The organism is Kitasatospora sp. NPDC086801 (assembly GCF_044745805.1).
Classification (GTDB): Bacteria; Actinomycetota; Actinomycetes; order Streptomycetales; family Streptomycetaceae; genus Kitasatospora.
Genome location: NZ_JBIVAX010000001.1, coordinates 106,250 through 130,278 on the forward strand (window position 1 = coordinate 106,250; position 24,029 = coordinate 130,278).

Consider the following 24,029-nt stretch of genomic DNA (forward strand, 5'->3'; position numbering starts at 1 on the left):
CGGCGGGCTGCCGCTCGCGCGGGCGCCAGGAGAGGACTCGGAGACTTCAACAGTACCGAGTCCACGGTAGCGGCCGCGTACGTCCGGCGCAGACAGCACGACCCGGGCCGAGGATTCGGCCCGGGTCGGGAGCTTGCTTCGAAGGTGGGACGGCCAGGTCAGCCGAAGATCAGGAGGCTCAGCTTGGAGAGGCCGTAGTCCAGACCGGCCACGAAGGCCATCACGACCACGACGAACACGACGACGACGGTCGTGTACTGGGTGAGCTCGCTCCGGCTGGGCCAGACGACCTTGCGCAGTTCGGCGATGATCTGGCGGTAGAACAGGCCGATCCGCGCGAACGGGCCCATCTTGCCGCGCTTGCCGGACTTCTTGTCACCCGCGCGGGCGGCACGCTTGCGCTCGCGGCGCGAGAGCGCCTTCTCCTCGCCCTCGGCGGGCGTGGTCCCGGCAGCGCCGTCGGCACCCTCAGGGTTGCCACTCTCAGGCGTTGCGGTGGAGCCCGTGGTCTCCGTCACTCGTCCTCACCTGAATCCGGGTCCGGCCGAGCGTCCCGCACCCGATGGGGCACGGACGGCCGGCTACAAGCGGTGCTGATCGGTGCCTTCTCCGCATCAAGCCCGCTCGCTCTGTGGAGCGAACGGGCTGAAGACGGATCAAGCAGCAGGGCAAGAGGGACTTGAACCCCCAACCGCCGGTTTTGGAGACCGGTGCTCTACCAATTGAGCTATTGCCCTACGGGTGCCTCGCGGCTCCGTAGCGACCAACCTACCGCATCTCCCCCCGCTGTCTGCACAGCTGGTGGAAGCTCCGGTTCTTTTTCGGCGGGCCGTCGAGCAGTGAGTGTACGTGGTCGAGGGGTGTTTGGTCGAACCTCTTCTTCCGGTGGCACCGCTCGTCCGGCATATGTCCGGCATGCCCGCATGATCACCGGCGGATCGGCGGGCGCCGCCATGTGGACGGTCCGGTACGGATGGTGAAACCGCGATGCCCGGTCCGTCCCGGTTCTGCGACGATGCAGGCATGAGCGCTTCCACCCCGCAGCCCGACCGTTCCATCCGCCCCGCCGACCGCCGGGTCTCCGCCCGGATCGGTGCGATCGCCGAGTCCGCGACCCTCGCCGTGGACGCCAAGGCCAAGGCCCTCAAGGCGGCCGGCCGTCCGGTGATCGGCTTCGGAGCCGGCGAGCCCGACTTCCCCACCCCGGACTACATCGTCGAGGCGGCCGTCGAGGCCTGCCGCGACCCGAAGAACCACCGCTACACCCCGGCGGGTGGCCTGCCCGAGCTGAAGTCCGCGATCGCCGCCAAGACGCTGCGCGACTCCGGCTACGAGGTGGACGCCTCCCAGGTGCTGGTCACCAACGGCGGCAAGCAGGCGATCTACGAGGCGTTCGCCGCGATCCTGGACCCGGGCGACGAGGTCATCATCCCGGCCCCGTACTGGACCACCTACCCGGAGTCGGTCCAGCTCGCCGGCGGCGTCCCGGTGGAGGTCGTGACCGACGAGACCACCGGTTACAAGGTCTCGGTCGAGCAGCTGGAGGCGGCCCGCACCGAGAACACCAAGGTGGTGCTCTTCGTCTCGCCGTCCAACCCGACCGGCGCGGTGTACACCGAGGCCGAGGCCGAGGCGATCGGCCGCTGGGCGCTGGAGCACGGCCTCTGGGTGCTCACCGACGAGATCTACGAGCACCTGGTGTACGGCGACGCCTCCTTCACCTCGCTGCCGGCCCTGCTGCCCGAGCTGGCCGACAAGTGCGTCGTGGTCAACGGCGTCGCCAAGACCTACGCGATGACCGGCTGGCGGGTGGGCTGGGTGATCGGCCCCAAGGACGTCATCAAGGCCGCGACCAACCTGCAGTCGCACGCCACCTCGAACGTCTCCAACGTCGCCCAGCGCGCCGCGATCGCCGCCGTCAGCGGCGACCTGGCCGCGGTGCACGAGATGCGCACCGCCTTCGACCGCCGCCGCAAGACCATCGTGCGGATGCTCAACGAGATCGAGGGCGTGTACTGCCCCGAGCCGGAGGGCGCGTTCTACGTGTACCCGTCCGTCAAGGGCCTGCTGGGCAAGGAGATCCGCGGCCACCGCCCGCAGAGCTCCGGCGAGCTGGCCTCGCTGATCCTGGACGAGGCCGAGGTCGCGGCCGTCCCGGGCGAGGCCTTCGGCACCCCCGGCTACCTGCGGTTCTCCTACGCGCTCGGCGACACCGACCTGGTCGAGGGCATCGGCCGGCTGCAGAAGCTGCTCGGCGAGGCCCGCGACTGACACCCGCGCTTCACGTCGGGTACCGCCCTCTTTCACCCCTTCGGGGGACGGAAGGAGGGCGGTTCCCGTTTGGGGGCCCGATGCGGCAGTATCGGCGAATGGAACGCCTGTTGAATCCGCGAGACGTCAGGGACCTTCCGAAGGCCCACCTGCACCTGCACTTCACCGGCTCGATGCGGCCCGCCACCCTGCTGGAGCTGGCCGACAAGCACGGCGTCCGACTGCCGGAGGCGCTCAGCTCCGGCGAGCCGCCGCGACTGCGGGCCACCGACGAACGCGGCTGGTTCCGCTTCCAGCGCCTGTACGACACCGCCCGCTCGGTGCTGCGGGACGAGGAGGACATCCGCCGGCTGGTCCTGGAGACCGCCCAGGACGAGCGGCGGGACGGCTCCCGCTGGCTGGAGATCCAGGTCGACCCGACCTCGTACGCGCCCCGGCTGGGCGGGCTGATCCCCGCGCTGGAGCTGATCCTGGACGCCGTGGAGCAGGCCGCCACGGCCACCGGGGTGGGCATCCGGGTGCTGGTCGCGGCGAACCGGATGAAGTCCCCGATGGACGCCCGGACGCTGGCCCGGCTCGCCGTCCGGTACGCCGACCAGGGCGTGGTCGGCTTCGGCCTCTCCAACGACGAGCGGCGCGGCCTCGCCCGGGACTTCGACCGGGCCTTCGAGATCGCCCGCAAGGGCGGGCTGCTGGCCGCCCCGCACGGCGGCGAGCTGGCCGGGCCCGAATCCGTCCGGGACTGCCTGGACGACCTGGGCGCCGGCCGGATCGGCCACGGCGTCCGCGCCGCCGAGGACCCCCGGCTGATGGAACGGCTGGCGGACCGCCAGATCACCTGCGAGGTCTGCCCGTCCTCGAACGTCTCGCTCGGCGTCTACGAGCGCCCCGAGGACGTCCCGCTGCGGCGGCTGTTCGACGCCGGCGTGCCGCTGGCCCTGGGCGCGGACGACCCGCTGCTGTTCGGCAGCCGGCTGGCCGCCCAGTACGACCTGGCCCGCGGCGTCCTCGGCTTCAGCGACGCCGAACTCGCCGAGCTGGCACGGCAGTCCGTCCGCGGCTCATGCGCGCCGGAGGCCGTCCGCAAGGAGCTGCTGGCGGACGTCGACGCCTGGCTGGCCAGCGGCACCTGAGGCGTGCCCTGGGGACCGGGCCTAGAGCTTGACGCCGATCATCACCGGCTCGTTCACCAGCTCGACCCCGAAGGCCTCGCGGACGCCGTCCCGGATCTCCCGGGCCAGCGCCAGCAGGTCCTCGGCGGTGGCCGCGCCGCGGTTGGTGAGCGCCAGGGTGTGCTTGGTGGAGAGCGTCGCCGGGCCGCTGCCGTAGCCCTTGCCGAAGCCGGCCCGGTCGATCAGCCAGGCGGCCGAGGTCTTGGTGCAGCCCTCCGGCGCCGGGTAGGCGGGGGCGTTCTCGGTGCCCGGGCGGGTCCGGAAGGACTCGTACTGGGCGGCGGTGAGCACCGGGTTGGTGAAGAAGGAGCCGGCCGACCAGGTGTCGTGGTCCGCCGGGTCCAGCACCATGCCCTTGCCGGAGCGCAGCCCCAGCACCGCGTCGTACGCCCGCTCCAGCGGCACCCGCTCGCCCTGCTCGACGCCGAAGTGCCTGGCCACCTCGGCGTACTTGACCGGGGTGGAGAGCCCGCCGTGGTCGGCCAGGGCGAACCGCACCCGCAGCACCACGAAGCGGTCCGGCTCGGTCTTGAAGCGGCTGTGCCGGTAGGAGAACGCGCACTCGGCGTTGGGGAGCGTGACCACCTCGCCGGCCGTGCGGTCGTAGGCGACCACCTCGGTGATCGACTGGGCGACCTCCTGGCCGTACGCGCCGACGTTCTGCACCGGGGTCGCGCCGGCCGAGCCGGGGATGCCGGCCAGGAACTCGACGCCCGCCAGACCGTGCTCGCGCACCGCGCGGGTGACCGCCTCCGACCAGACCTCGCCGGCCGCCAGCTCCAGCACGGTGCCGTCCAGGACGAAGCCGGTGGTCGCGATCCGCAGCACGGTGCCGGGGAAGCCCGCGTCGCCGATCACCAGGTTGGAGCCGCCGCCGAGGACCAGCAGCGGCTCGCCGGCCTCGTCGGCCGCGCGGACGGCGGCGATCACCTCGTCGTCGGTGTGGGCGGTCACCAGGCGGCGGGCCGGGCCGCCGAGCCGGAGCGTGGTCAGCGGGGCGAGGGGGGCGTCGTTTTCTACCAGCACGCCCACCAGCGTACGGGTGCGGGGGCGGCCGCCCGGCCGCCCCCGCACCCGGGTCGACCGGTCAGGCCTTCGAGGCCTCGGCATGGACGGGCGCCGCGTCCTCGGGCCGTTCGACACCGGCCTTCTCCGGCTTCAGGGCACCGGCCTTCTCCGGCTTCAGGGCACCGGCCTCCTCCGGCTCCACGGCCGCCGGCCCGTCGACGACGGCCGCGGGCTTCACCCGGCGCGGGAGGAAGAACGCGCAGACCGCCGCGACCCCGACCACCCCGGCGCCGACGTACAGCGCGGGCACCAGCCCGTCGACGAAGGACTGCTCCGACGTGTACCCGCCCTGCGCCGAGAACACGGCCGAGAGGACGGCCACCCCGAGCGCGCCGCCGACCTCGCGCAGCGCGTTGTTGGCGCCGGAGGCGATGCCCTGCTCCTCCGGTCGGACGCTGTCCATCACCAGGGCGGCGGTCGGGGCGAAGTACAGCGACATGCCGATGCCGCAGATCACCACGGCGGGGATCTCGGCGGCGTAGTCGTAGCCGGTGGTGCCGCCGGTGATCGCCGCGTACATCGCCAGGCCGGCACCCTGCAGCAGCAGCCCGGTGACCACGATCGGGCGGCCGCCGAAGCGGTCGGCCAGGATGCCCGCGATCGGGGCGACGATCAGCGGCATGCCGGTCCACGGGAGCATCCGGATGCCGGCCTCCTGCGGGCTGTAGCCGCCCACGCTCTGCAGGTGCTGGCTGATCAGGAAGATCGAGCCGAACATGCCGAGGAACATCAGCAGGCCGGAGGCGTTGACGGCGGAGAAGGCCCGGCTGCGGAACAGCCGCATCGGGAGCATCGGGTGCCTGGCCCAGCGCTGCTCGTACAGCACGAAGGCGGTGAGCAGCGCGACGCCGGCGATCAGGGAGCCGAGCACCAGCGGGCTGGTCCAGCCGTTCGGGTTGCCGCGGATCAGGCCGAGGACGACGCCGAACAGGCCCAGGCTGACCAGGATCGTGCCGACCACGTCCAGGGCCGGGTTGGCGCCCCGGCTCTCGCGGAGCTTGAGGGCGGAGAGCGGGATCAGGACGAGGCCGACCGGGACGTTCACCCAGAAGATCCACTGCCAGGAGAAGTGCTCGGTGAGCGTCCCGCCGACCAGCGGTCCGGTGGCGACGGCGAGGCCGTTGACGCCCGCCCAGATGCCGAAGGCCAGGCCCCGCTTGGCCGCCGGCACCGCGGCGGTGAGCAGGGTGAGGGTGAGCGGCATGGAGACCGCGGCACCGGCGCCCTGGACGGCGCGGGCGGCGATCAGCGCGCCGATGCCCGGCGAGAGGGCGGCCGCGGCGGAGCCGACGGTGAAGAGCGTGAGCCCGACCAGGAAGATCCGGCGGCGGCCGAAGCGGTCGCCGAGCGCGGCACCGAACATCAGCAGGACGGCGAAGGACAGGGTGTAGGCGCTGACCGTCCACTCCAGGTCGGACAGCCCGCCGCCGAGGTCCTCGCGGATGGACGGCAGCGCGGTGGTGACGACCAGGTTGTCCAGGCTGGCCATGAAGCCCGCGACGCTGGTGATCACCAGGGTCCAGACACCGAGCCGTCCCAGGCCCTGTTCTTCCGTTCTCTCCGTCATGACTTCCCCCCAGGGGTCTTAGATAGTTATTGATCACTAACTTTCGAGGCCCGAAAAGAGGCCGCACGGACTCCACCGTGCGGCCCGCTACTCCCCGCCCTCGCCGTGCTCTCCGTGCTCTCCGTGCTCTCCGAAGCCCAGGCCGCTCCAGATCCGGTGGTCCCGGGGGTACCCCAGTGCCACCAGCGTGTTGATCAGCATCCCGTACGCGAAGAACTCCGCGGCGCCCTGCACGTCACCGCCGATCCGGTCCCTGACCCGCTCGAACAGCTCCTCCCAGAGCCTCCGGGCGGTCTCCCCGATCTCGTCCTCGCCGGTCGTCCTAGCCGCGAACACCGAGACGTAGAGCTGCATCTGCATCATGAGCTGCTCGCTGTCCGCGACCAGGCCCAGGTACGCCTCGGACATCGCTTCGGCGGCGGCCGCCCCGGTCAGCCCGACCGACGCCTCGTCGAAGACCTTCCAGGTCTCCTCGATGCAGCGCTCGGCGGCGGCCGTGAAGATCGCCTGCTTGCCGGGGAACAGCCGGAACAGGTACGGCTGCGAGACGCCCACCCGGCGGGCGATCGCCTCGGTGGACGTCCCCCGGTAGCCGCTCCTGGCGAATTCGATCACCGCGGCGCGAACGACGCTCTCGCGCCGCTCCTCCGCACTCATCCGGATGCTCGACTTCGCCATGGCAGCCAAGTTAGTGGCCAATCACTATCTTCGCAAGGCCGGCGGGCGCGGCGGGAGTCCCGTCGAACGGGCCCCGCCGCGGCCGGACACCTCAGGCGAGCCGGACGACCGCCCTGGACATCCCGAGCACCTTCTGCCCGCCGGTGGTGGCCAGCAGGTCGACCTGCACCTTGCGGTCGCCCAGCAGCTTGGCGACCTTGGCCGACACCTCGACCACCGCGCCGACGCCGTCGTTCGGCACCGGGACGGGGCGGGTGAAGCGGACGCCGTACTCGACCACCGCGGCCGGGTCGCCGACCCAGTCGGTGACCACCCGGACCGCCGCGGCCATGGTGAACATGCCGTGCGCGATGACGTCCGGCAGGCCGACCTCCCGGGCGAACTTCTCGTTCCAGTGGATCGGGTTGAAGTCGCCGGAGGCACCCGCGTACCGCACCAGGGTGTCGCGGGTCACCGGGAAGGACTGCGCCGGCAGCTGGGTGCCGACCTCGACCTCGTCGTAGCTGATCGCCATCGTGTTCACTTCCCCGTCTCGTCGGCGGCCCGGGCCACCAGCGTCATGACCGACGTCACCACGTGCTCGCCGATCGCGTCCGACACCTCGCCACGCACGGTGAGCACGTCGTTGCCCGCCAGCGACTTGATGTTGTCGATGGTCACCGCGACCGTCAGCCGGTCGCCGGCCAGCACCGGGCGGGAGTAGGAGAACTTCTGGTCCCCGTGCACCACCCGGCTGTAGTCCAGGCCCAGCTCCGGGTCCTCGACCACCTGGGCGGCCGCCCGGTAGGTGATCAGGAACGGGAAGGTCGGCGGGGCGATCACGTCAGGGTGGCCCAGCGCCTTCGCCACCACCGGATCGGTGAACGCCGGGTTGGCGTCCCCGATCGCGATCGCGAACTCGCGGATCTTCTCCCGGCCGACCTCGTACGGCTCGGTGGGCGGGTAGGTCCGCCCGATGAAGGAGGGGTCGAGTGCCATGGGGCAACTCCTCGGAAGCACGGTGGATCCGGCGACCGTTGCCGCCGGCGGGGTGCGCATGGGTGCATACGCGAAAAACTCCGGGCCGCACCCCCTGAGGGATGCGGCCCGGAGCTCAAGACCTGGTTTCACACAGGCCCGATGCCCTGCGAGAGGGTCAGCGGGTCTCGCGGTGCGCGGTGTGCGAGTTGCAGCGGGGGCAGTGCTTCTTCATCTCAAGACGGTCCGGGTCGTTACGCCGGTTCTTCTTGGTGATGTAGTTCCGCTCCTTGCACTCCACGCAGGCCAGCGTGATCTTCGGGCGGACGTCGGTGGCAGCCACGGGAGTGCCTTCCTGGGACAACGAATAAGAACACGACAAGAGTAGCCGACCGGGAGTGCGATCTCCCGACCGACTACGCGGGGTAGCGGTGACCGGACTTGAACCGGTGACACAGCGATTATGAGCCGCTTGCTCTACCAACTGAGCTACACCGCCACAGTGATCCACCGTACGGCCGAAGCCGAACCGCTTTTCACCAGAGCCCCCATGCGGAATCGAACCGCAGACCTTCTCCTTACCATGGAGACGCTCTACCGACTGAGCTATAGGGGCGAACGAGGAAGAGATTACACGTTCCGCGCCCAGAGGTGAAATCCGTATCCCGACACGAAGACCGCAGGTCGGCGAGGTGCACGGACGAACGATCCAAGGCCCCGCGTTCGATCGGCCCACCGGCCGCACGGCCCGACCCGATACGACTATTGCCCGCCTCCGAGCGCCCCGCCCCCACGCGCCATAGGCTCGACCCTCATTGATCGGGACGGCCCGGGGCGGCAGGACGACCTGGGGTCAGGACGGTCCGGCCGACCGGACGGGCCAGCGCGGGAAGGAGCCGGCGATGGGCAGCGCAGCCGCCGACGGTCCGCACTCCGGCTCCGGCCCCGCGGCCAACCCGCTCGGGCACGGACCGGTCCTCCTGCTCACCGGCGCCCGACTGGCCGACGGGCGGGTGGTGGACGTCCGGATCAGCGGAGACCGGATCCAGGCCGTCGGCACCGTCGGCAGCCTCGGCCCGCTGCCCGCCCTGCCCGGCGCCCCCACCGTCACCACCGGCGCCCGGATCGACCTCACGGGCTACCTGCTGCTGCCGGCCCCCGCCGAGGCGCACGCCCACTACGACGTCGCGTTCTCCGCCGCCCTGCCCACCCCGCCACCGGAGGGCCCGACCGACCTCACCCGGCGGGTCACCGAGGCCGCGCTCACCTCGCTCGGCTACGGCGCCACCGCCCAGCGCACCCACGTCCGGATCGGCGACGTGCACGGGCTGCGCCGGCTGGAGGCGGTGCTCACCGCCCGGCAGGCGCTGCGCGGTCTGGCCGAACTCCAGGCGGTGGCGATGCCCCGGCTGCTCACCGGCCGGGCCGGCGCGGACGGCCGGGCCCAACTTCGCGACGCGCTCAAGCTGGGCGCCACCGCGGCCGGCGGCTGCCCGGAGCTGGACCCGGATCCGGCCGGGTACGTCCAGGTGCTGCTGGAGGCCGCCCGGGAGGCGGACTGCCCGGTGGACCTGCACACCACGGCCGGCGATCCGGCCCAACTCGCGCGGCTGGTCGGCATGTTGGCCCCGCTGCGGCCGAGGGTGACGCTCGGGCCGTGCGGGGCGCTGGCCCGGGGTGCGTCCACGGTGCTGGCGACCGGCGGGGTGCGGGTGGTCTGCCTGCCGCAGAACGGCGGCTGCACCGGGCTGGAGGGCCGGGCGGCGGGGCTGCGGCCGGGCCTGCTGCGGGAGTTGACGGAGGCCCGGGTGCCGCTGGCGGCCGGCAGCGGCGCGCTGCGGGACCAGTCCAACCCGGTCGGCCGGGCGGATCCACTGGAGTCGGCGTACCTGCTGGCGGCGGGCGGGGAGCTGGAGCTGGAGGCGGCGTACGACGCGGTGGCGAACCAGGCCCGGGCGGCCCTCGGGCTGCCACCGGTCCGGGTGGACGCCGGGTTCCCGGCGGAGCTGCTGGCGGTGCGCGGGGACAGCCTGGCCGGGGCGCTCGCGGGCGGCCACAGCCGGCTGGTGGTGCACAGCGGCCGGGTGGTCAGCCGGACCAGCGCGGTGCGGGAGTTCGCGGACACCGTGGCGCTGGCGCTGCCCCGGCAGGCCGGGAGCACCGGCGGGGGCTGAGGCGGACCCGGAAAATTCAAGGGGCGCGCGACGGATGTCGCGCGCCCCTCCCCCACCTGCTGGCCGCCGTTCGACGGCGGCTGGAGCGGTCCCGGGCCTCCCCCACATTGGAGCCGGTCCCGCTCGGTCAGCACTGACGCTACGCCCACGGAACACCGCTCCGAGCCCGCCTTGACGCTCCCCTGTCGGCCCCCGGCCCGCTCTTGACGGGTCGTTGACGCGACGGCGGCCGGGACGGGGCTCAGGGCTCGTACCGGTACCCGATCCCCGGTTCGGTGATCAGGTGCCGCGGACGGGCCGGGTCGCGCTCCAACTTGCGGCGCAGCCCGGCCAGGTAGACCCGCAGGTAGTTGCCGCGCGCCTCCTGGGCCGGCCCCCACACCTCGCGCAGGATCTGCCGCCCGGGCACCAGCCGGCCCGGGTTGGCCACCAGCAGGGCGAGGATCCGCCACTCGGTCGGGGTGAGCCGCACCAGGCCCTGCGGGCCGGTCACCGTGGTGGCCGTCAGGTCGACGATGTGGTCGCCGATCACCGGCCGGCCCAGCGGGGCACCGCCCAGCGGCCGGCGCAGCACGGCCCGCAGCCGGGCCAGCAGTTCCTCCATCAGGAACGGCTTGGTGAGGTAGTCGTCGGCGCCCGCGTCGAGGGCGCCCACCTTGTCGGCGGCGCCGGACCGGCCGGAGAGCACGATGATCGGCATCGCGCTGCGGGTGCGCAGGCCGCGCAGCACGTCCATGCCGTCCAGGTCCGGCAGGCCGAGGTCGAGCAGCACGGCGTCCGGGACGGAGTGCGCGGCGCGGTCCAGCGCCTCGCCGCCGCTGGCGGCCGTCCGGACGGCGTACTTCCGGGCGCTGAGGTTGATCCGCAGCGTCCGCAACAGGGCGGGTTCATCGTCGACGATCAGGATCTCGCTCATGCGTCCGCCTCGCTTCGCCCGGCGGTCGCTTCGCGGGACACGCACCTTTCGACGATTCGTTCACTTCGTTCACTCATGCACGGGCTCCTCCCGAGCGGCGGCGGGCAGGGTGAGCAGCATGGTGGTGCCGCCCCCGGGGGTGTCCTCGACCTCCAGGCTGCCGCCCATCGCCTCGGCCAGGCCTCGGGAGAGCGCGAGGCCGAGTCCGACACCGGTGGTGTTGTCGGTGTCGCCGAGGCGCTGGAAGGGCAGGAAGACCCGGTCGCGCTCCTCGGGGGCGATGCCGGGGCCGCGGTCGATCACCCGGATCTCGACCTGGTCGGCGTGGTGGCTGGCGGTGACCAGGACGGGCGCGCCGGGCGCGTTGTAGCGCAGCGCGTTGGTGATCACGTTGGCGAGCACCCGCTCCAGCAGCGGCGGGTCGGCGAGCACCGGCGGCGCGGTGTCCAGGTCGAGCGGCTGGATCGGGGCGTACGGGTCGGGGAGGCTGTCGAGCGCCCGGGGCAGGATCTCGTCGAGGTGGGTCTCGCTGAGGTGCAGGGTGAGCGCGCCGGCCTGGAGGCGGCTCATGTCGAGCAGGTTGTCGACCAGGCGGGTGAGCTTGACCAGCGACTCGTCGGCGGTGGCGAGCAGTTCGGCCTGGTCCTCGGGCGAGAACTCGACGTCGGGGCTGCGCAGCGAGCCGACCGAGGCGAGCGCGGCGGCGAGCGGAGTGCGCAGGTCGTGGCTGACGGCGGCGAGCAGGGCGGTGCGCATCCGGTCGGCGGCCTTGATCGGCTCGACCTCGGCGGCCACCACGGCGAGCCGGTCGCGTTCCAGCGCGACGGCGACGTGCGCGGCGAAGGCGGTGAGGACGCGCTGGTCGGCGGCCGGCAGCCGGCGGCCGGTGAGGACCAGGACGGCGTCCGCGCCGACCGGGACCTCGGTGGTCTCGCTCTGCCCGTCGGGGTCGTCCTGGTGCTCGGCCTCGGAGTGGGCGAGCACCTCGTCGTCGGCCCGGGAGAGCAGGGCGACGGCCTGCATGCCGAAGGCCGTCCGGGACTTCTCCAGCAGGGCGGACAGGGCGTCGGCGCCGCGCAGCACGCTGCCGGCCAGGGTGGAGAGGGTCTCGGCCTCGGCGGTGGCACGGGCGGCGCGACTGGTGAGCCGGCTGGCGTGGTCGACGATGGTGGCGACGGCGAGCGCGACGGTGGCGAAGACGACCAGGGCGACGATGTTGTTGGTCTCGCCGATGGTCAGGGCGTGTATCGGCGGGATGAAGTAGTAGTTGAGCAGCAGCGAGGCGGTGACCGAGGCCAGCAGGGCGGAGGTGGCGCCGCCGAGCAGGGCGACGATGACCACGCCGAGCTGGAAGATCAGCGCGTCGGTGGTGAGGTTGATGCTCTCGTGCGCCTGGGACAGGAGCGCGGTCAGCAGCCAGGGCACCACGAGGCCGGCCGCGTAGCCGGCGATGGTGCGGCGCTTGGAGTGGCGGCGGCCGAGCGAGGGCAGCCGGCCGCGGCCGGTGAACTCGTGGGTGACCATGTGGACGTCGATGTCCTCGGAGTCGTCCACGGTGGTCTCGCCGATGCCGGGGCCGGTGAGGAAGCGGTTGATCCGGCCGCGGCGGCTGGTGCCGAGCACCAGCTGGGTGGCGTCGTGGGCGCGGGCGAAGGTGAGCAGCGCGGTGGGGATGTCGTCGCCGACCACCACGTGGTAGCTGCCGCCGAGGGTCTCGACCAGCTGGCGCTGCTGGGCGAGCGCACCGGAGGAGGCGCCGGCCAGGCCGTCGCTGCGGGTGACGTGGACGGCCAGCAGGTCGCCGCCGGCGGTGCGGTCGGCGATCCGGGCGGCGCGGCGGATCAGGGTCTCGCCCTCGGGGCCGCCGGTGAGGGCGACCACGACGCGTTCGCGGGTCTCCCAGACGCGGTCGATGTTGTGGCTGGCCCGGTAGTCGCGCAGGCCCTCGTCGACCCGCCCGGCCACCCAGAGCAGGGCGAGTTCGCGCAGGGCGGTGAGGTTGCCGACCCGGAAGTAGTTGGAGAGCGCGGCGTCCACCTTCTCCGCCCTGTAGACGTTGCCGTGGGCCATCCGGCGGCGCAGCGCCTGCGGGGCCATGTCGACGAGTTCGATCTGGTCGGCCCGGCGGACCACCTCGTCCGGGACGGTCTCGCGCTGCGGGATGCCGGTGATCTTCTGGACGACGTCGTTCAGCGATTCCAGGTGCTGGATGTTGACGGTGGTGATGACGTCGATCCCGGCGGCCAGCAGGTCCTCGACGTCCTGCCAGCGCTTGGCGTGGCGGCCGCCGGGGATGTTGGTGTGCGCCAGTTCGTCGACCAGCACGACGGACGGGCGGCGGGCGAGCACGGCGTCGAGGTCCATCTCGTCGAACTCGGCGTCGCGGTAGGAGCGTCGGGCACGCGGCAGCACCTCCAGGCCGTCCAGCATGCCCTCGGTGTGGCGGCGGCCGTGGCACTCGATGTACCCGACCGTGACGTCGGCCCCGCGCTCCTGTCTGCGCCGGGCCTCGTCCAGCATCCGGTAGGTCTTGCCGACCCCCGGGGCGGAACCGAGGTACACCCTCAGCCGGCCCTTGCGGATGCCGGTGCCGGGGGTGAGGTCGCGGGCCATGGGCACTGCTCTTTCGTTCCTGCGAGGCTGCCGCCAGGGCGTCCTCGGGCCGGGGTCGGGACGTACGGCGGCCGACCCGGGCGCGGGGGTGGTGCCCCGGCCCGGGTCGGCCTGTTTCACGGATCCAGCCGTTGACCTGTCACTTCTGCTCCGCCGGTCACTTCTGTTCCGCGAGTGCCCGGTTCAGCAGGAGGACGTTGACGCCCTCCTGCCCGAGGAAGCCGAGCGAGCGGCCTTCGGTGTACTTCTCGACCAGCTTGTGCACCGCGTCCGCCGACAGGTTGCGGGTCTTGGCGACCCGGTTCACCTGCTCCTCGGCGTAGGCGACCGAGATGTACGGGTCGAGGCCGGAGCCGGAGGCGGTCAGCGCGTCGGCCGGGACGCTCTCCGGGGCGACGCCGTCGAACTCGGCGGCGGCGGCGCGGCGGTCGTTGACGGCCTTGAGCAGGTCGTCGCTGTTCGGGCCGAGGTTGGTGGCGCCCGAGCCGTCGCCGGCGTAGGAGTTGGCGGAGGGGCGGGGCTGGAACCACTTCGGGTCCGGCTGCGCCTCCTCCTTCGGGTCGTCGGGGTTCTTCTTCGGGAGGTTGAAGTTCTGGCCGATCAGGCTGGAACCGACCTCCTTGCCGTCGGACTTCACGAGCGAGCCGTTGGCCTTCTCGGTGAAGGCGACCTGGCTGATCCCGGTGACCAGCAGCGGGTAGGCGATCCCGAGGATCGCGGTGAGCACCAGCAGCGCCCGCAGTGCGGTGAAGTGGGTGCGGACGGTCGTCGGCAGGGGCTTGGACATCGGATTCTCCTCTCTCAGCTCAGGCCGGGGATGAACTGGACGATCAGGTCGATCAGCTTGATGCCGACGAACGGCACCACCAGACCGCCGAAGCCGTAGACCCCGATGTTGCGGCGCAGCAGGGAGCTGGCGTCGGACGGGCGGTAGCGCACGCCGCGCAGGGCGAGCGGGATCAGGCCGATGATGACCAGGGCGTTGAAGATGATCGCCGAGGTGATCGCGGACTGCGGGCTGTGCAGGCCCATGATGTTGAGGTGGCTCAGGCCCGGGTAGACCCCGGCGAACATCGCGGGGATGATCGCGAAGTACTTGGCCACGTCGTTGGCGATCGAGAAGGTGGTCAGCGCGCCACGGGTGATCAGCAACTGCTTGCCGATCTCGACGATCTCGATCAGCTTGGTCGGGTTGGAGTCCAGGTCGACCATGTTGCCGGCCTCCTTGGCCGCCATGGTCCCGGTGTTCATGGCCACGCCGACGTCGGCCTGGGCGAGCGCGGGGGCGTCGTTGGTGCCGTCGCCGGTCATCGCGACCAGCTTGCCGCCCTCCTGCTCCTTCTTGATCAGGGCCATCTTGTCCTCGGGGGTGGCCTCGGCGAGGAAGTCGTCCACGCCCGCCTCCTCCGCGATCGCCTTGGCGGTCAGCGGGTTGTCGCCCGTGATCATGATGGTCTTGATGCCCATCCGGCGGAGCTCGTCGAAGCGCTCCCGCATGCCCTCCTTGACCACGTCCTTGAGGTGGATCACCCCGAGGACGCGGGCCGGCTCGGCGCCGACCTTGGTGGCCACCACCAGCGGGGTGCCGCCGGCCGCGGAGATCCCGTCGACCAGGGCGGAGACCTCGTTGCCGACCGAACCGCCGTTCCCGGTCACCCAGTTGGTGACCGCGCCGGCCGCGCCCTTGCGGACCTGGTGGACCGCCTCGGCCTCGTCCAGGTCGACGCCGGACATCCGGGTCTGGGCGGTGAACGGGACCCAGGTGGCGTGCGTCAGCTCGCCCTGGGCGCGGGCCCGCAGACCGTACTCGGTCTTGGCGAGGACCACGATCGAGCGGCCCTCCGGGGTCTCGTCCGCGAGGGACGACAGTTGCGCGGCGCTGGCCAGATCCTCGGTGGACACGCCCGGGGCGGGCAGGAACTCGGCGGCCTGGCGGTTGCCCAGGGTGATGGTGCCGGTCTTGTCCAGCAGCAGGGTGTTGACGTCGCCGGCCGCCTCGACGGCCCGGCCGGACATCGCCAGCACGTTGCGCTGCACCAGCCGGTCCATGCCGGCGATGCCGATCGCGGAGAGCAGCGCGCCGATGGTGGTCGGGATGAGCGCCACGATCAGGGCGACCAGGACGATCATCGACTGCGGGGCGCCCGCGAAGGTGGCCATCGGCTGCAGGGTCACCACGGCGACCAGGAAGACGATGGTCAGCGAGGCGAGCAGGATGTTCAGCGCGATCTCGTTCGGCGTCTTCTGCCGGGCGGCGCCCTCGACCAGGGCGATCATCCGGTCGATGAACGACTTGCCGGGCTCCGAGGCGATCTTCACCACGATCCGGTCGGACAGCACCTTGGTGCCGCCGGTCACCGCGGAGCGGTCACCGCCGGACTCCCGGATGACCGGCGCGGACTCGCCGGTGATCGCCGACTCGTCGACGCTCGCGACACCCTCGACGACGTCGCCGTCGCCGGGGATGACCTGTCCGGCCTCGACCACCACGTGGTCGCCGAGCCGCAGCGCGGTGCCCGGGACCTCCTCCTCGGCCTGCGTGGCGGGCCAGTCGGTGAGGCGGCGGGCGACGCTCTCGGTCTTGGTCTTGCGCAGGGTGTCGGCCTGGGCCTTGCCGCGGCCCTCGGCGACGGCCTCGGCCAGGTTGGCGAAGATCGTGGTGAGCCAGAGCCAGACGGTGATGGCCCAGGCGAACACGGACGGGCTGGCGATCGCGGAGACGGTGGTGACCACCGAGCCGACCTCGACCACGAACATCACCGGGTTCTTGACCATCACCCGGGGGTCGAGCTTCTTCACCGCGTCCGGCAGGGACGCGACGATCAGCTTCGGGTCGAGCAGGCCGCTGGACACTCTGTGCGGCGCGGCGGGCTCAGCCTTGTCGGCCGGTGCGGGGTTGAGCGTAGGGGTGGACATCAGGAGAGACCTTCCGCGATCGGCCCGAGAGCCAGGGCCGGGAAGTAGGTGAGGCCGACGACGATCAGGATGACGCCCGACAGCAGGCCCACGAACAGCGGCTTGTGGGTGGGCAGGGTGCCCGGGGTGGCCGGGACCGGCTGCTGCTGGGCGAGCGAACCGGACAGCGCCAGGACGAACACGATCGGCAGGAGGCGGCCGAAGATCATCGCCAGGCCGAGCGCCGTGTCGTACCAGTCGGTGTTGACGGTGATGCCGCCGAAGGCCGAGCCGTTGTTGTTGGCGGCCGAGGTGAAGGCGTACAGCACCTCGGAGAAGCCGTGGGCGCCCGAGTTGAGCATCCCGGCCCGCTCGCCCGGCAGGGCCATCGCCACGCCCGTGCCGACCAGCACGAGCGTCGGCGTGGTGAGGATGTACAGCGAGGCGAACTTCATCTCCCGGCCGCCGAGCTTCTTGCCCAGGTACTCGGGGGTGCGGCCGACCATCAGACCGGCGACGAACACCGCGACGATGGCCAGCACGAGCATGCCGTACAGGCCGGAGCCCACACCGCCGGGCGCGATCTCGCCCAGCATCATGTTGAAGACCGTCAACCCGCCGCCGAAGGGCGTGTACGAGTCGTGGAAGGAGTTCACCGCACCGGTCGAGGTCAGCGTGGTCGAGGCGGCGAACAGCGAACTGGCGGCGATGCCGAAGCGCTGCTCCTTGCCCTCCATCGCGGCGCCCGCGGCCTGGAGGGCGGTGCCCTGGTGCTGCGACTCGGCGAAGGTGAGCAGGGCGACCGAGGCGACCCAGAACAGGCCCATCACGGCGAGGATCGCGTAGCCCTGGCGGTTGTCCCCCACCATCCGGCCGAAGGCCCGCGGCAGCGCGAACGGGATCAGCAGGATCAGGAAGATCTCGACCAGGTTGGAGAAGCCGGTCGGGTTCTCGAACGGGTGCGCGGAGTTGGCGTTGAAGAAGCCGCCGCCGTTGGTGCCGAGCAGCTTGATGACCTCCTGGGAGGCCACCGGGCCGCCCGGGATCTTCTGCACCTCGCCGCTGAGCGTGGCCACCTCGTGGAAGCCGTGGAAGTTCTGGATCACGCCGGAGGCGGCCAGGACCAGGGCGAAGACGATCGAGATCGGCAGCAGCAGGCGCAGGTTGATCCGGGTGAGGTCCACCCAGAAGTTGCCGACCCGGTCGGTCCGGTTGCGGGTGAAGCCCCGGATCAGCGCGCCGACGACGGCGATGCCGACGGCCGCGGAGACGAAGTTCTGCACCGCCAGGCCCGCCATCTGCGCCAGGTGGCCCATCGCGGACTCACCGGCGTAGGACTGCCAGTTGGTGTTGGCGACGAACGAGATCGCGGTGTTCCAGGCCTGGTGACCCTCCATCTGCGGAACGCCCAGGTTCAGCAGCAGGTAGCCCTGGAGGCGGATCAGACCGTAGAGGAAGAGGACGGAGACGGCCGAGAAGGCCAGCACCGAGCGGAGGTACACCGGCCAGCGCTGATCGGCGTCGCCGTCGACGCCGATCACCTTGTAGATGCCGCGCTCGACTCTGAGGTGCTTGGTGGTGGTGAGGAGCTTGGCGATGTAGTCGCCAAGGGGGCGGTAGCACAGGGCCAGTGCCCCGACCAGGGCAAGGGCCTGCAGCCAGCCCGCGAGAGTGGATCCCATGTCAGAACTTCTCCGGGAAGATCAGCGCCACGACGAGATAGCCGACGAGCGCGACGGCCACGATCAGACCTGCGATGTTCTCCGCGCTCACAGCTTCTCCACCCCCCGCGCGATCAGGGCGATGACGGCGAACACGGCGACCGTGACACCGACGTAGATGAGATCGGACATGGGCTCCACCAGAGCGGTTCGGGAGACTGCCGCGAGCGGGCCGGGGGCTTCGCGCGGCACCGGCGGACGACCGGCAGATGCAGCAAAGCAGCCGTCAGAGGCGCGTTATGGCTCCCTGACGCCCTCCATACGGGTGACAGCAGGACGTTGACGCGACCTTGACGCCCGCTTCACCGGGCCGTGACCGTCGTCATCAGGCCGTGATCGGCCCGGCGCGGGAACGCCGAAAGCCCCGGTCTCCCGGGGCTTTCGTACGGGGGTGGGTGCGGGGGTGGGGCCGGGTGGGTGCGGGGGTGGGTACGGGTGGGTGCGGGGGTGGGTGCGGGGGTGGGGCCGGCTGCTCCGGTCAGGCCTTCTCCGGCGCCGGCAGCCGCTCGTACCCGCTCTCCGGGGCCGGCTCGCCCCGGCGCACCGCACCCGGCGCCCGGCGCGACGGGCCGCCCGCCCGCCCGGAGGAGGTCAGCTGCCACGGCACGCTGATCACCATCACGCCCGCCGTGAACAGCAGCCGGCTCTTCAGCCACAGCGCCGACTGGTTGTGCAGCAGGTGCTCCCACCAGTGGCCGACCACGTACTCCGGGATGAACACCGCGACCGCCTCCCGGGGGCTGCCCCGGCGGTGCTCCCGCACGTACGCCAGCACCGGCTTGGTGATCTCCCGGTACGGCGAGTCCAGCACCTTCAGCGGCACCCGGACGCCGGCCTCCGTCCACTGCCGCTCCAGTTCGCCGGTGGCCTCCGGCTCCACCGCCACCGTCAGCGCCTCCAGCGAGTCCGGCCGGAACGCCTCCGCGTAGCCGAGCGCCCGCAGCGTCGGCTTGTGCAGTTTGGACACCAGCACGATCCCGTGCACCCGGGCGGGCCGCGCCGACTCGGCCTCCGGGTCGTCCACCGCCAACTCGGCGGCGACGCCGTCGTAGTGCCGGCGGATGCCGCGCATCATCAGCCACAGCACCAGCGCGGCGACCACGGCCAGCCAGGCGCCCTGGGTGAACTTGGTCAGCAGCACGATCACCAGCACCAGCGCGGTGACGACCGCGCCGAAGGCGTTGATCACCCGGGAGCGCAGCGCCGAGCGGCGCACCACCGGGTCGGTCTCGGTGGCCAGCGCCCGGTTCCAGTGCCGGACCATGCCGATCTGGGACAGCGTGAAGGAGGTGAAGACGCCCAGGATGTACAGGTGGATCAGGCTGGTGACGTTCGCGTCGTACAGCCAGAGCAGCCCGCCGGCCACCACCGCGAGCGCGATGATGCCGTTGGAGAAGGCCAGCCGGTCCCCGCGGGTGTGCATCTGCCGGGGCAGGTAGCGGTGCTCGGCCAGGATCGAGGCCAGCAGCGGGAAGCCGTTGAAGGCGGTGTTGGCGGCCAGGATCAGCACCAGCGCGGTGACCGCCTGGATCGCGTAGAACAGCACGCTGTGGTCGCCGCCGAAGATCGCCGCCGCGAGCTGGGCGATCACGGTCTGCTGGGGCGTGCTCGCGCAGTCGCCGGGGAAGCCGGTCAGCCGGCAGGCGCCGCCCTCGGTGATGTGCACCTTGGCGATCAGCGCGAGGGCGGTGATGCCGACGAACATCACCACGGCCGTGGTGCCCATCACGGCCATGGTGCGCGCGGCGTTCCTCGCCTTCGGCGCCCGGAAGGCCGGGACGCCGTTGGAGATCGCCTCCACCCCGGTCAGCGCCGTGCAGCCGGAGGCGAACGCCCGCAGGCCCAGCATCAGCAGGCCGAGCCCGGCCACGCTGTCCTTGCCGTCCTCCGGGAGGATCCCGTACGAGGCGCTGGACGCCACCGGTGCGTCGCCGAGCGCGACCCGGACCAGCCCGGTGACCACCATCAGCAGGATGCCGCCGATGAACAGGTACGTCGGCGCGGCGAAGGCCTTGCCGGACTCCCGGACGCCGCGCAGGTTCACCGCCATCAGCAGCAGCACGAAGCCCAGCGCCAGCCAGACCCGGTGGCCGGCCAGCGAGGGCAGCGCCGAGATGATGTTGTCCACCCCGGAGGCCACCGACACCGCGACCGTCATCACGTAGTCGACCAGCAGCGAGGCGGCCACCACCAGGCCGGAGTTGGCGCCGAGGTTGCGGGACACCACCTCGTACGAGCCGCCGCCGCTCGGGTAGGCGTGCACCACCTGGCGGTAGGACATCACCACGACCGCCATCAGCGCGACCACGCCGGCCGCGACCCACGGGGTCAGGTACAGGAAGGCGGCACCACCGACGGTGAGCACCAGCAGGATCTCCTGGGTCGCGTAGGCGACCGAGGAGAGCGGGTCGGAGGCGAAGATCGGCAGCGCCAGCCGCTTGGGCAGCAGCGTCTCGCCGAGCTCCTCGCTGCGCATGGCCCGGCCGATGACGAGGCGCTTGAGCGCTTGGGGCACGTTGAACACGTTGGCGAGCGTAAGTTCGGTCGGGCACGACGGAATCCGTTGCGGCGCCGGCCCGGCACGTCCCGCCGTCGAGGGCTTCCCGCAGGTCAGGGCCACTGCGGGCGGGTACGTGCCGGGCGTATCGGGGGCGTTAAGGGCACCCCGTTAAGACCGCGTCAAGATGCCAGGTTGTTATCGGGCGTCCAGGGTGTGGACGCTCCTTCCAGGATGCCCGGTACTGCCCCGGCTCCACCGGCCCGGCCGCACCGGCCCGGCTCCCTCGACCCGGCTCCCTCGACCCGGCTCCCTCGACCTGGGTCACATCCGCATCCGCAGCCGGCAGACCACCGCGTCGGTGTGCCGGCGCAGGGCGCGGTCGATCACGGCTCCGCGCCGGTTCTGCAGCGCCTGTTGCCACCAGTGGGCCGGCTCCACCTCGGGGATCAGCACCGTCAGCCGGTCGTAGGCGTGCTCCTCGCCGAGCCGGTTCACGAACGCGGCGATCGGCTGGCCCAGCCGGCGGCGGTCCTCCGGGATCTCCACCAGCGGCACACCCGGCTGCCACAGCTCCCAATCCCGCCGCAGCGCCTCCGCCTCGGCCTGCTCGTGCACCACCGTCACCGCCAGCACCTCGTCGCCGAGCGACAGCGCCGCCGACAGGCCGTCCCGGGTGAGCCGGGTGATCGCCGTCACCGGCACGACGACCAGGCTGCGCTGACGGGTCACCGCGCCCGGCACCCGGCCCAGCTCCAGCCGCTCGCCGATCCGCCCGTAGCTGCGGTGCACGGCCTCGAACAGCACCACCAGCAGCGGCAGCGCCACCACGATGCCCCAGGCGCCCTCGGTGAACTTGGTGCCGGTCACCACCACCGTCGCGACCCCGGTGAGCAGCGCGCCGAACCCGTTCAGCGCGGCCTTCCGCGCCCAGCCGGCCGGCCGGTGCACGGCCCAGTGCCGGACCATGCCGACCTGGCAGATCGTGAACCCGACGAACACGCCGATCGAGAACAGCGGTACCAGGCTGTTCACGTCCCCGCCCGAGCCGACCAGCAGCGCCGCCGACACCAGGGCGAGGAACAGCACGCCGTGCCGGTGCACCTGGCGGTCGGCCCGCAGCGCGAACACGTGCGGCAGGTGGTTGTCCCGGGCGAGCAGGTGCAGCAGCACCGGCAGCCCGCCGAAGGAGGTGTTCGCGGCCAGCCCGAGCAGCACCACGGTGGCGAACTGGACGACGTAGAACGCGGCGCCGTGGCCGAGCGAGGCGTCGGCGAGCTGGGCCAGCACCGTGACGCCCTCCACCGGCTGGAGGTGGAAGCGCCCGATCAGCACGGCCAGCCCGATCAGCATCACGCCGAGCAGGGCGCCGAGCGCCATCTCGGTGTGCTGGGCCCGCTTCACCCGCGGGGTCCGGAAGGAGGGGACGGCGTTCGCCACCGCCTCCACCCCGGTCAGCGCCGAGCACCCGGCCGCGAACGCCTTGAGCAGCAGCAGCGCGCCGACGGTGGTGGCGTTCTCGGCCAGCGTCGAGGCGTGGCCCGCGGCGGCCGCGGTGCTCGCCGGGCCGTCCCGGAACAGGCCGACCACGATGATCGCCAGGATCGACAGCACGAACACGGCCGTCGGCGCCATGAACCAGCGCGCCGACTCGGCGATCCCGCGCAGGTTCACCGCCGTCACCAGGGCCAGCACGCCCAGGCACAGCCAGACCCGGTCGTCGTACAGGCTCGGCACCGCCGAGGTCAGCGCCGCCACCCCGGCCGTCACCGAGACCGCCACGTTCAGGATGTAGTCGATCACCAGCGAGGCGGCCGCGGTCAGCGCCGTCCGCCGGCCCAGGTGCTCCTTCGCCACCGCGTACGAGCCGCCGCCGTCCGGGAACGCCGCGATCACCTGCCGGTACGACGCCACCAGCACGCCCAGCAGCACCGCGATCGCCACCGTCACCGGCAGCGTGAAGCCCAGCCCGTACGCGCCGGCCGCGGCCAGCACCAGCACGATCGACTCCGGCCCGTACGCGACCGAGGCCATGGCGTCCAACGACAGCGCCGCCAGACCGCCCAGTGCACTCAGCCGGTGCCGCTCGTCGCCCGCGCCGGTATCCGGCGGCTCGGGTTCGGCCGTGACGGCCGGGGTGGTGATGGCGCTGGACATCGGACGGAACCTCCGCGATCGGTTGTTCCTCCGATCCTGCGGGCCGTGCCCCTGCCCTTCCCCCGACCTCTACGCGTTCCTGACGCCGCCCCAGGAACCATTGACGGGCCCTTGACGCGCCGTGGGAGACCTCATGGCGGGGGTGGGCGGGCCGTTGTCCCGGCGGGCGCCGGTTGGGAAGACGACCAGCTCTTGCGAAGAACCCCCGGCGCGCCCTACGCACACCCGGGACACCACCACAATCATGCTGAACGGCCCCACCCACCCCCGGACCCACTCTGCTGCCTGCCGTCCGTAATTGCAAGCAATGCGCAATAAGTGTGCCCACCGGTGGCGCGACAGCGTTGCGGTGGCGGCGCGGCGGGAAAACGACAACGGCCCCCGATCCGCGTTTCCGCAGATCGGGGGCCGTTCTCCATCCTGTGGCTGGTGTAGGGTTCGAACCTACGTAGGCTATGCCGGCAGATTTACAGTCTGCTCCCTTTGGCCGCTCGGGCAACCAGCCAGGATTTCGTCCCCCGGGGCGTCCGCCCCGTTCGACGTCGTAAACGATACCCGATGCCGGGGGGTGCTCCGCCACTCGATAGGTCACGTGATGATCAAGGGCCACGACGTGGCTGTCGGGGGCGGGGGCGGGGTACCGCTGGATAGGCTGGGACTGCGGACGCCCGGTGGGCGGGCCGTGTCAGTGAAGCCAGAGCATCAAGGAGACCAACACCCATGGCCGACTCCAGTTTCGACATCGTCTCGAAGGTCGAGTGGCAGGAGGTCGACAACGCGATCAACCAGACCTCCCGTGAGATCGCCACCCGTTTCGACTTCAAGGGCGTCGGCGGCGAGATCAGCCGCTCCGGCGAGAAGATCGAGATGAAGGCCAACGGCGAGGAGCGCGTGAAGGCCATCCTGGACGTCCTGCAGGGCAAGTTCATCAAGCGCGGCCTGTCGCTCAAGGCGCTGGACGCCGGCGAGCCGCAGCTGTCCGGCAAGGAGTACAAGATCTTCGCGGACATCAAGGAGGGCATCTCCACGGAGGATGCCAAGAAGGTCGCGAAGATCATCCGCGACGAGGGTCCCAAGGGCGTCAAGGCGCAGGTCCAGGGCGACGAGCTGCGGGTCAGCTCGAAGAGCCGCGACGACCTGCAGACCGTCCAGGCCCTGCTCAAGGGCAAGGACCTGGAATTCGCGATCCAGTACGTGAACTACCGCTAGCAGACGCCGCTGACCTGCGGGAACGCAGGCTCTAGGTGGCCACAGGGCACAACGAGGGCACTTCGGCGGGGACAGCCGCCACCGATGACCCTCGTTGTGCCCTTGTCGAGCAGGGTTGGATTCTGACCGGCGAT

The 24,029-nt window shown here is 71.7% G+C and carries 19 protein-coding genes and 4 tRNA genes; 4 read left to right on the top strand and 19 right to left on the bottom strand.

Going from position 1 to position 24,029, the window contains the following annotated elements:
* Positions 1–158: 158 nt before the first annotated feature.
* Complete coding sequence (gene secE, locus ACIPLC_RS00525) at positions 159–518, bottom strand: preprotein translocase subunit SecE (protein WP_400469216.1); 360 nt, start codon at positions 516–518, stop codon at positions 159–161.
* Positions 519–664: 146 nt separating this feature from the next.
* Positions 665–737, bottom strand: a tRNA-Trp gene (locus ACIPLC_RS00530).
* A 286-nt stretch (positions 738–1,023) separates the two neighbouring features.
* Here ACIPLC_RS00530 and ACIPLC_RS00535 point away from each other — a divergent pair.
* Both ACIPLC_RS00535 and ACIPLC_RS00540 read left to right on the top strand, forming a co-directional pair.
* Positions 1,024–2,271, top strand: a complete 1,248-nt coding sequence (locus ACIPLC_RS00535; protein WP_400469219.1) for a pyridoxal phosphate-dependent aminotransferase — start codon at positions 1,024–1,026, stop codon at positions 2,269–2,271.
* A 98-nt stretch (positions 2,272–2,369) separates the two neighbouring features.
* Positions 2,370–3,404 carry an adenosine deaminase gene (locus ACIPLC_RS00540; protein ID WP_400469222.1) on the top strand — a complete coding sequence of 345 codons (1,035 nt, stop codon included), beginning with the start codon at positions 2,370–2,372 and terminating at the stop codon, positions 3,402–3,404.
* A 21-nt stretch (positions 3,405–3,425) separates the two neighbouring features.
* Here the strand turns inward: ACIPLC_RS00540 and ACIPLC_RS00545 are convergent, their stop codons facing one another.
* The 8 genes from ACIPLC_RS00545 to ACIPLC_RS00580 form a co-directional block, all read right to left on the bottom strand.
* Positions 3,426–4,469 (bottom strand): UDP-N-acetylmuramate dehydrogenase, encoded by a 1,044-nt coding sequence (locus tag ACIPLC_RS00545; RefSeq protein WP_400469225.1) that lies wholly within the window; start codon positions 4,467–4,469, stop codon positions 3,426–3,428.
* 61 nt (positions 4,470–4,530) lie between these two features.
* Positions 4,531–6,078 carry an MFS transporter gene (locus ACIPLC_RS00550; RefSeq protein ID WP_400469227.1) on the bottom strand — a complete coding sequence of 516 codons (1,548 nt, stop codon included), beginning with the start codon at positions 6,076–6,078 and terminating at the stop codon, positions 4,531–4,533.
* 87 nt (positions 6,079–6,165) lie between these two features.
* On the bottom strand, positions 6,166–6,756 hold the full coding sequence (locus tag ACIPLC_RS00555; protein ID WP_400469230.1) for a TetR/AcrR family transcriptional regulator: 591 nt from the start codon (positions 6,754–6,756) through the stop codon (positions 6,166–6,168).
* Positions 6,757–6,847: 91 nt separating this feature from the next.
* Positions 6,848–7,270 (bottom strand): MaoC family dehydratase, encoded by a 423-nt coding sequence (locus ACIPLC_RS00560; RefSeq protein ID WP_400469232.1) that lies wholly within the window; start codon positions 7,268–7,270, stop codon positions 6,848–6,850.
* Positions 7,271–7,275: 5 nt separating this feature from the next.
* On the bottom strand, positions 7,276–7,734 hold the full coding sequence (locus ACIPLC_RS00565) for a MaoC family dehydratase N-terminal domain-containing protein (RefSeq protein WP_400469234.1): 459 nt from the start codon (positions 7,732–7,734) through the stop codon (positions 7,276–7,278).
* A gap of 157 nt (positions 7,735–7,891) precedes the next feature.
* A complete protein-coding gene (gene rpmG / locus ACIPLC_RS00570) occupies positions 7,892–8,056 on the bottom strand; it encodes a 50S ribosomal protein L33 (protein ID WP_006604855.1) in 165 nt (54 codons plus the stop codon).
* Between the two features lie 83 nt (positions 8,057–8,139).
* Positions 8,140–8,212 (bottom strand) — tRNA-Met (locus ACIPLC_RS00575).
* Positions 8,213–8,256: 44 nt separating this feature from the next.
* Positions 8,257–8,329, bottom strand: a tRNA-Thr gene (locus tag ACIPLC_RS00580).
* A 286-nt stretch (positions 8,330–8,615) separates the two neighbouring features.
* Here ACIPLC_RS00580 and ACIPLC_RS00585 point away from each other — a divergent pair.
* Positions 8,616–9,887 carry a hydrolase gene (locus ACIPLC_RS00585; RefSeq protein ID WP_400469237.1) on the top strand — a complete coding sequence of 424 codons (1,272 nt, stop codon included), beginning with the start codon at positions 8,616–8,618 and terminating at the stop codon, positions 9,885–9,887.
* A gap of 241 nt (positions 9,888–10,128) precedes the next feature.
* On the opposite strand, the gene ACIPLC_RS00590 is transcribed toward ACIPLC_RS00585, so the two are convergent.
* From ACIPLC_RS00590 to ACIPLC_RS00630, 9 genes are all read right to left on the bottom strand, one after another.
* Positions 10,129–10,803 carry a response regulator gene (locus ACIPLC_RS00590; protein ID WP_400469240.1) on the bottom strand — a complete coding sequence of 225 codons (675 nt, stop codon included), beginning with the start codon at positions 10,801–10,803 and terminating at the stop codon, positions 10,129–10,131.
* 69 nt (positions 10,804–10,872) lie between these two features.
* Positions 10,873–13,416 (bottom strand): ATP-binding protein, encoded by a 2,544-nt coding sequence (locus ACIPLC_RS00595; protein WP_400469243.1) that lies wholly within the window; start codon positions 13,414–13,416, stop codon positions 10,873–10,875.
* A gap of 157 nt (positions 13,417–13,573) precedes the next feature.
* Complete coding sequence (gene kdpC, locus ACIPLC_RS00600) at positions 13,574–14,203, bottom strand: potassium-transporting ATPase subunit KdpC (RefSeq protein WP_400469246.1); 630 nt, start codon at positions 14,201–14,203, stop codon at positions 13,574–13,576.
* 14 nt (positions 14,204–14,217) lie between these two features.
* Positions 14,218–16,332, bottom strand: coding sequence for a potassium-transporting ATPase subunit KdpB (gene kdpB, locus ACIPLC_RS00605; RefSeq protein ID WP_400469248.1), 2,115 nt, complete (start codon positions 16,330–16,332; stop codon positions 14,218–14,220).
* Positions 16,332–17,993: a potassium-transporting ATPase subunit KdpA gene (kdpA, locus tag ACIPLC_RS00610; protein WP_400469251.1), complete on the bottom strand. Its 1,662-nt coding sequence runs from the start codon at positions 17,991–17,993 to the stop codon at positions 16,332–16,334. Before kdpA ends, kdpB begins: the two co-directional genes overlap by 1 nt.
* Before the next feature lies 1 nt (position 17,994).
* Positions 17,995–18,084, bottom strand: coding sequence for a K(+)-transporting ATPase subunit F (gene kdpF / locus ACIPLC_RS00615; protein WP_037971201.1), 90 nt, complete (start codon positions 18,082–18,084; stop codon positions 17,995–17,997).
* A gap of 426 nt (positions 18,085–18,510) precedes the next feature.
* Entirely contained in the window at positions 18,511–20,508 is a 1,998-nt protein-coding gene (locus ACIPLC_RS00620) for an APC family permease (protein ID WP_400470603.1), read from the bottom strand.
* A 345-nt stretch (positions 20,509–20,853) separates the two neighbouring features.
* The gene (locus ACIPLC_RS00625) at positions 20,854–22,686 is read right to left on the bottom strand and encodes an APC family permease (protein ID WP_400469254.1); all 1,833 of its coding nucleotides are present in this window, start codon (positions 22,684–22,686) and stop codon (positions 20,854–20,856) included.
* 423 nt (positions 22,687–23,109) lie between these two features.
* Positions 23,110–23,191 (bottom strand) — tRNA-Tyr (locus ACIPLC_RS00630).
* 215 nt (positions 23,192–23,406) lie between these two features.
* Here ACIPLC_RS00630 and ACIPLC_RS00635 point away from each other — a divergent pair.
* Complete coding sequence (locus ACIPLC_RS00635) at positions 23,407–23,895, top strand: YajQ family cyclic di-GMP-binding protein (RefSeq protein ID WP_400469257.1); 489 nt, start codon at positions 23,407–23,409, stop codon at positions 23,893–23,895.
* Positions 23,896–24,029 lie beyond the last annotated feature (134 nt).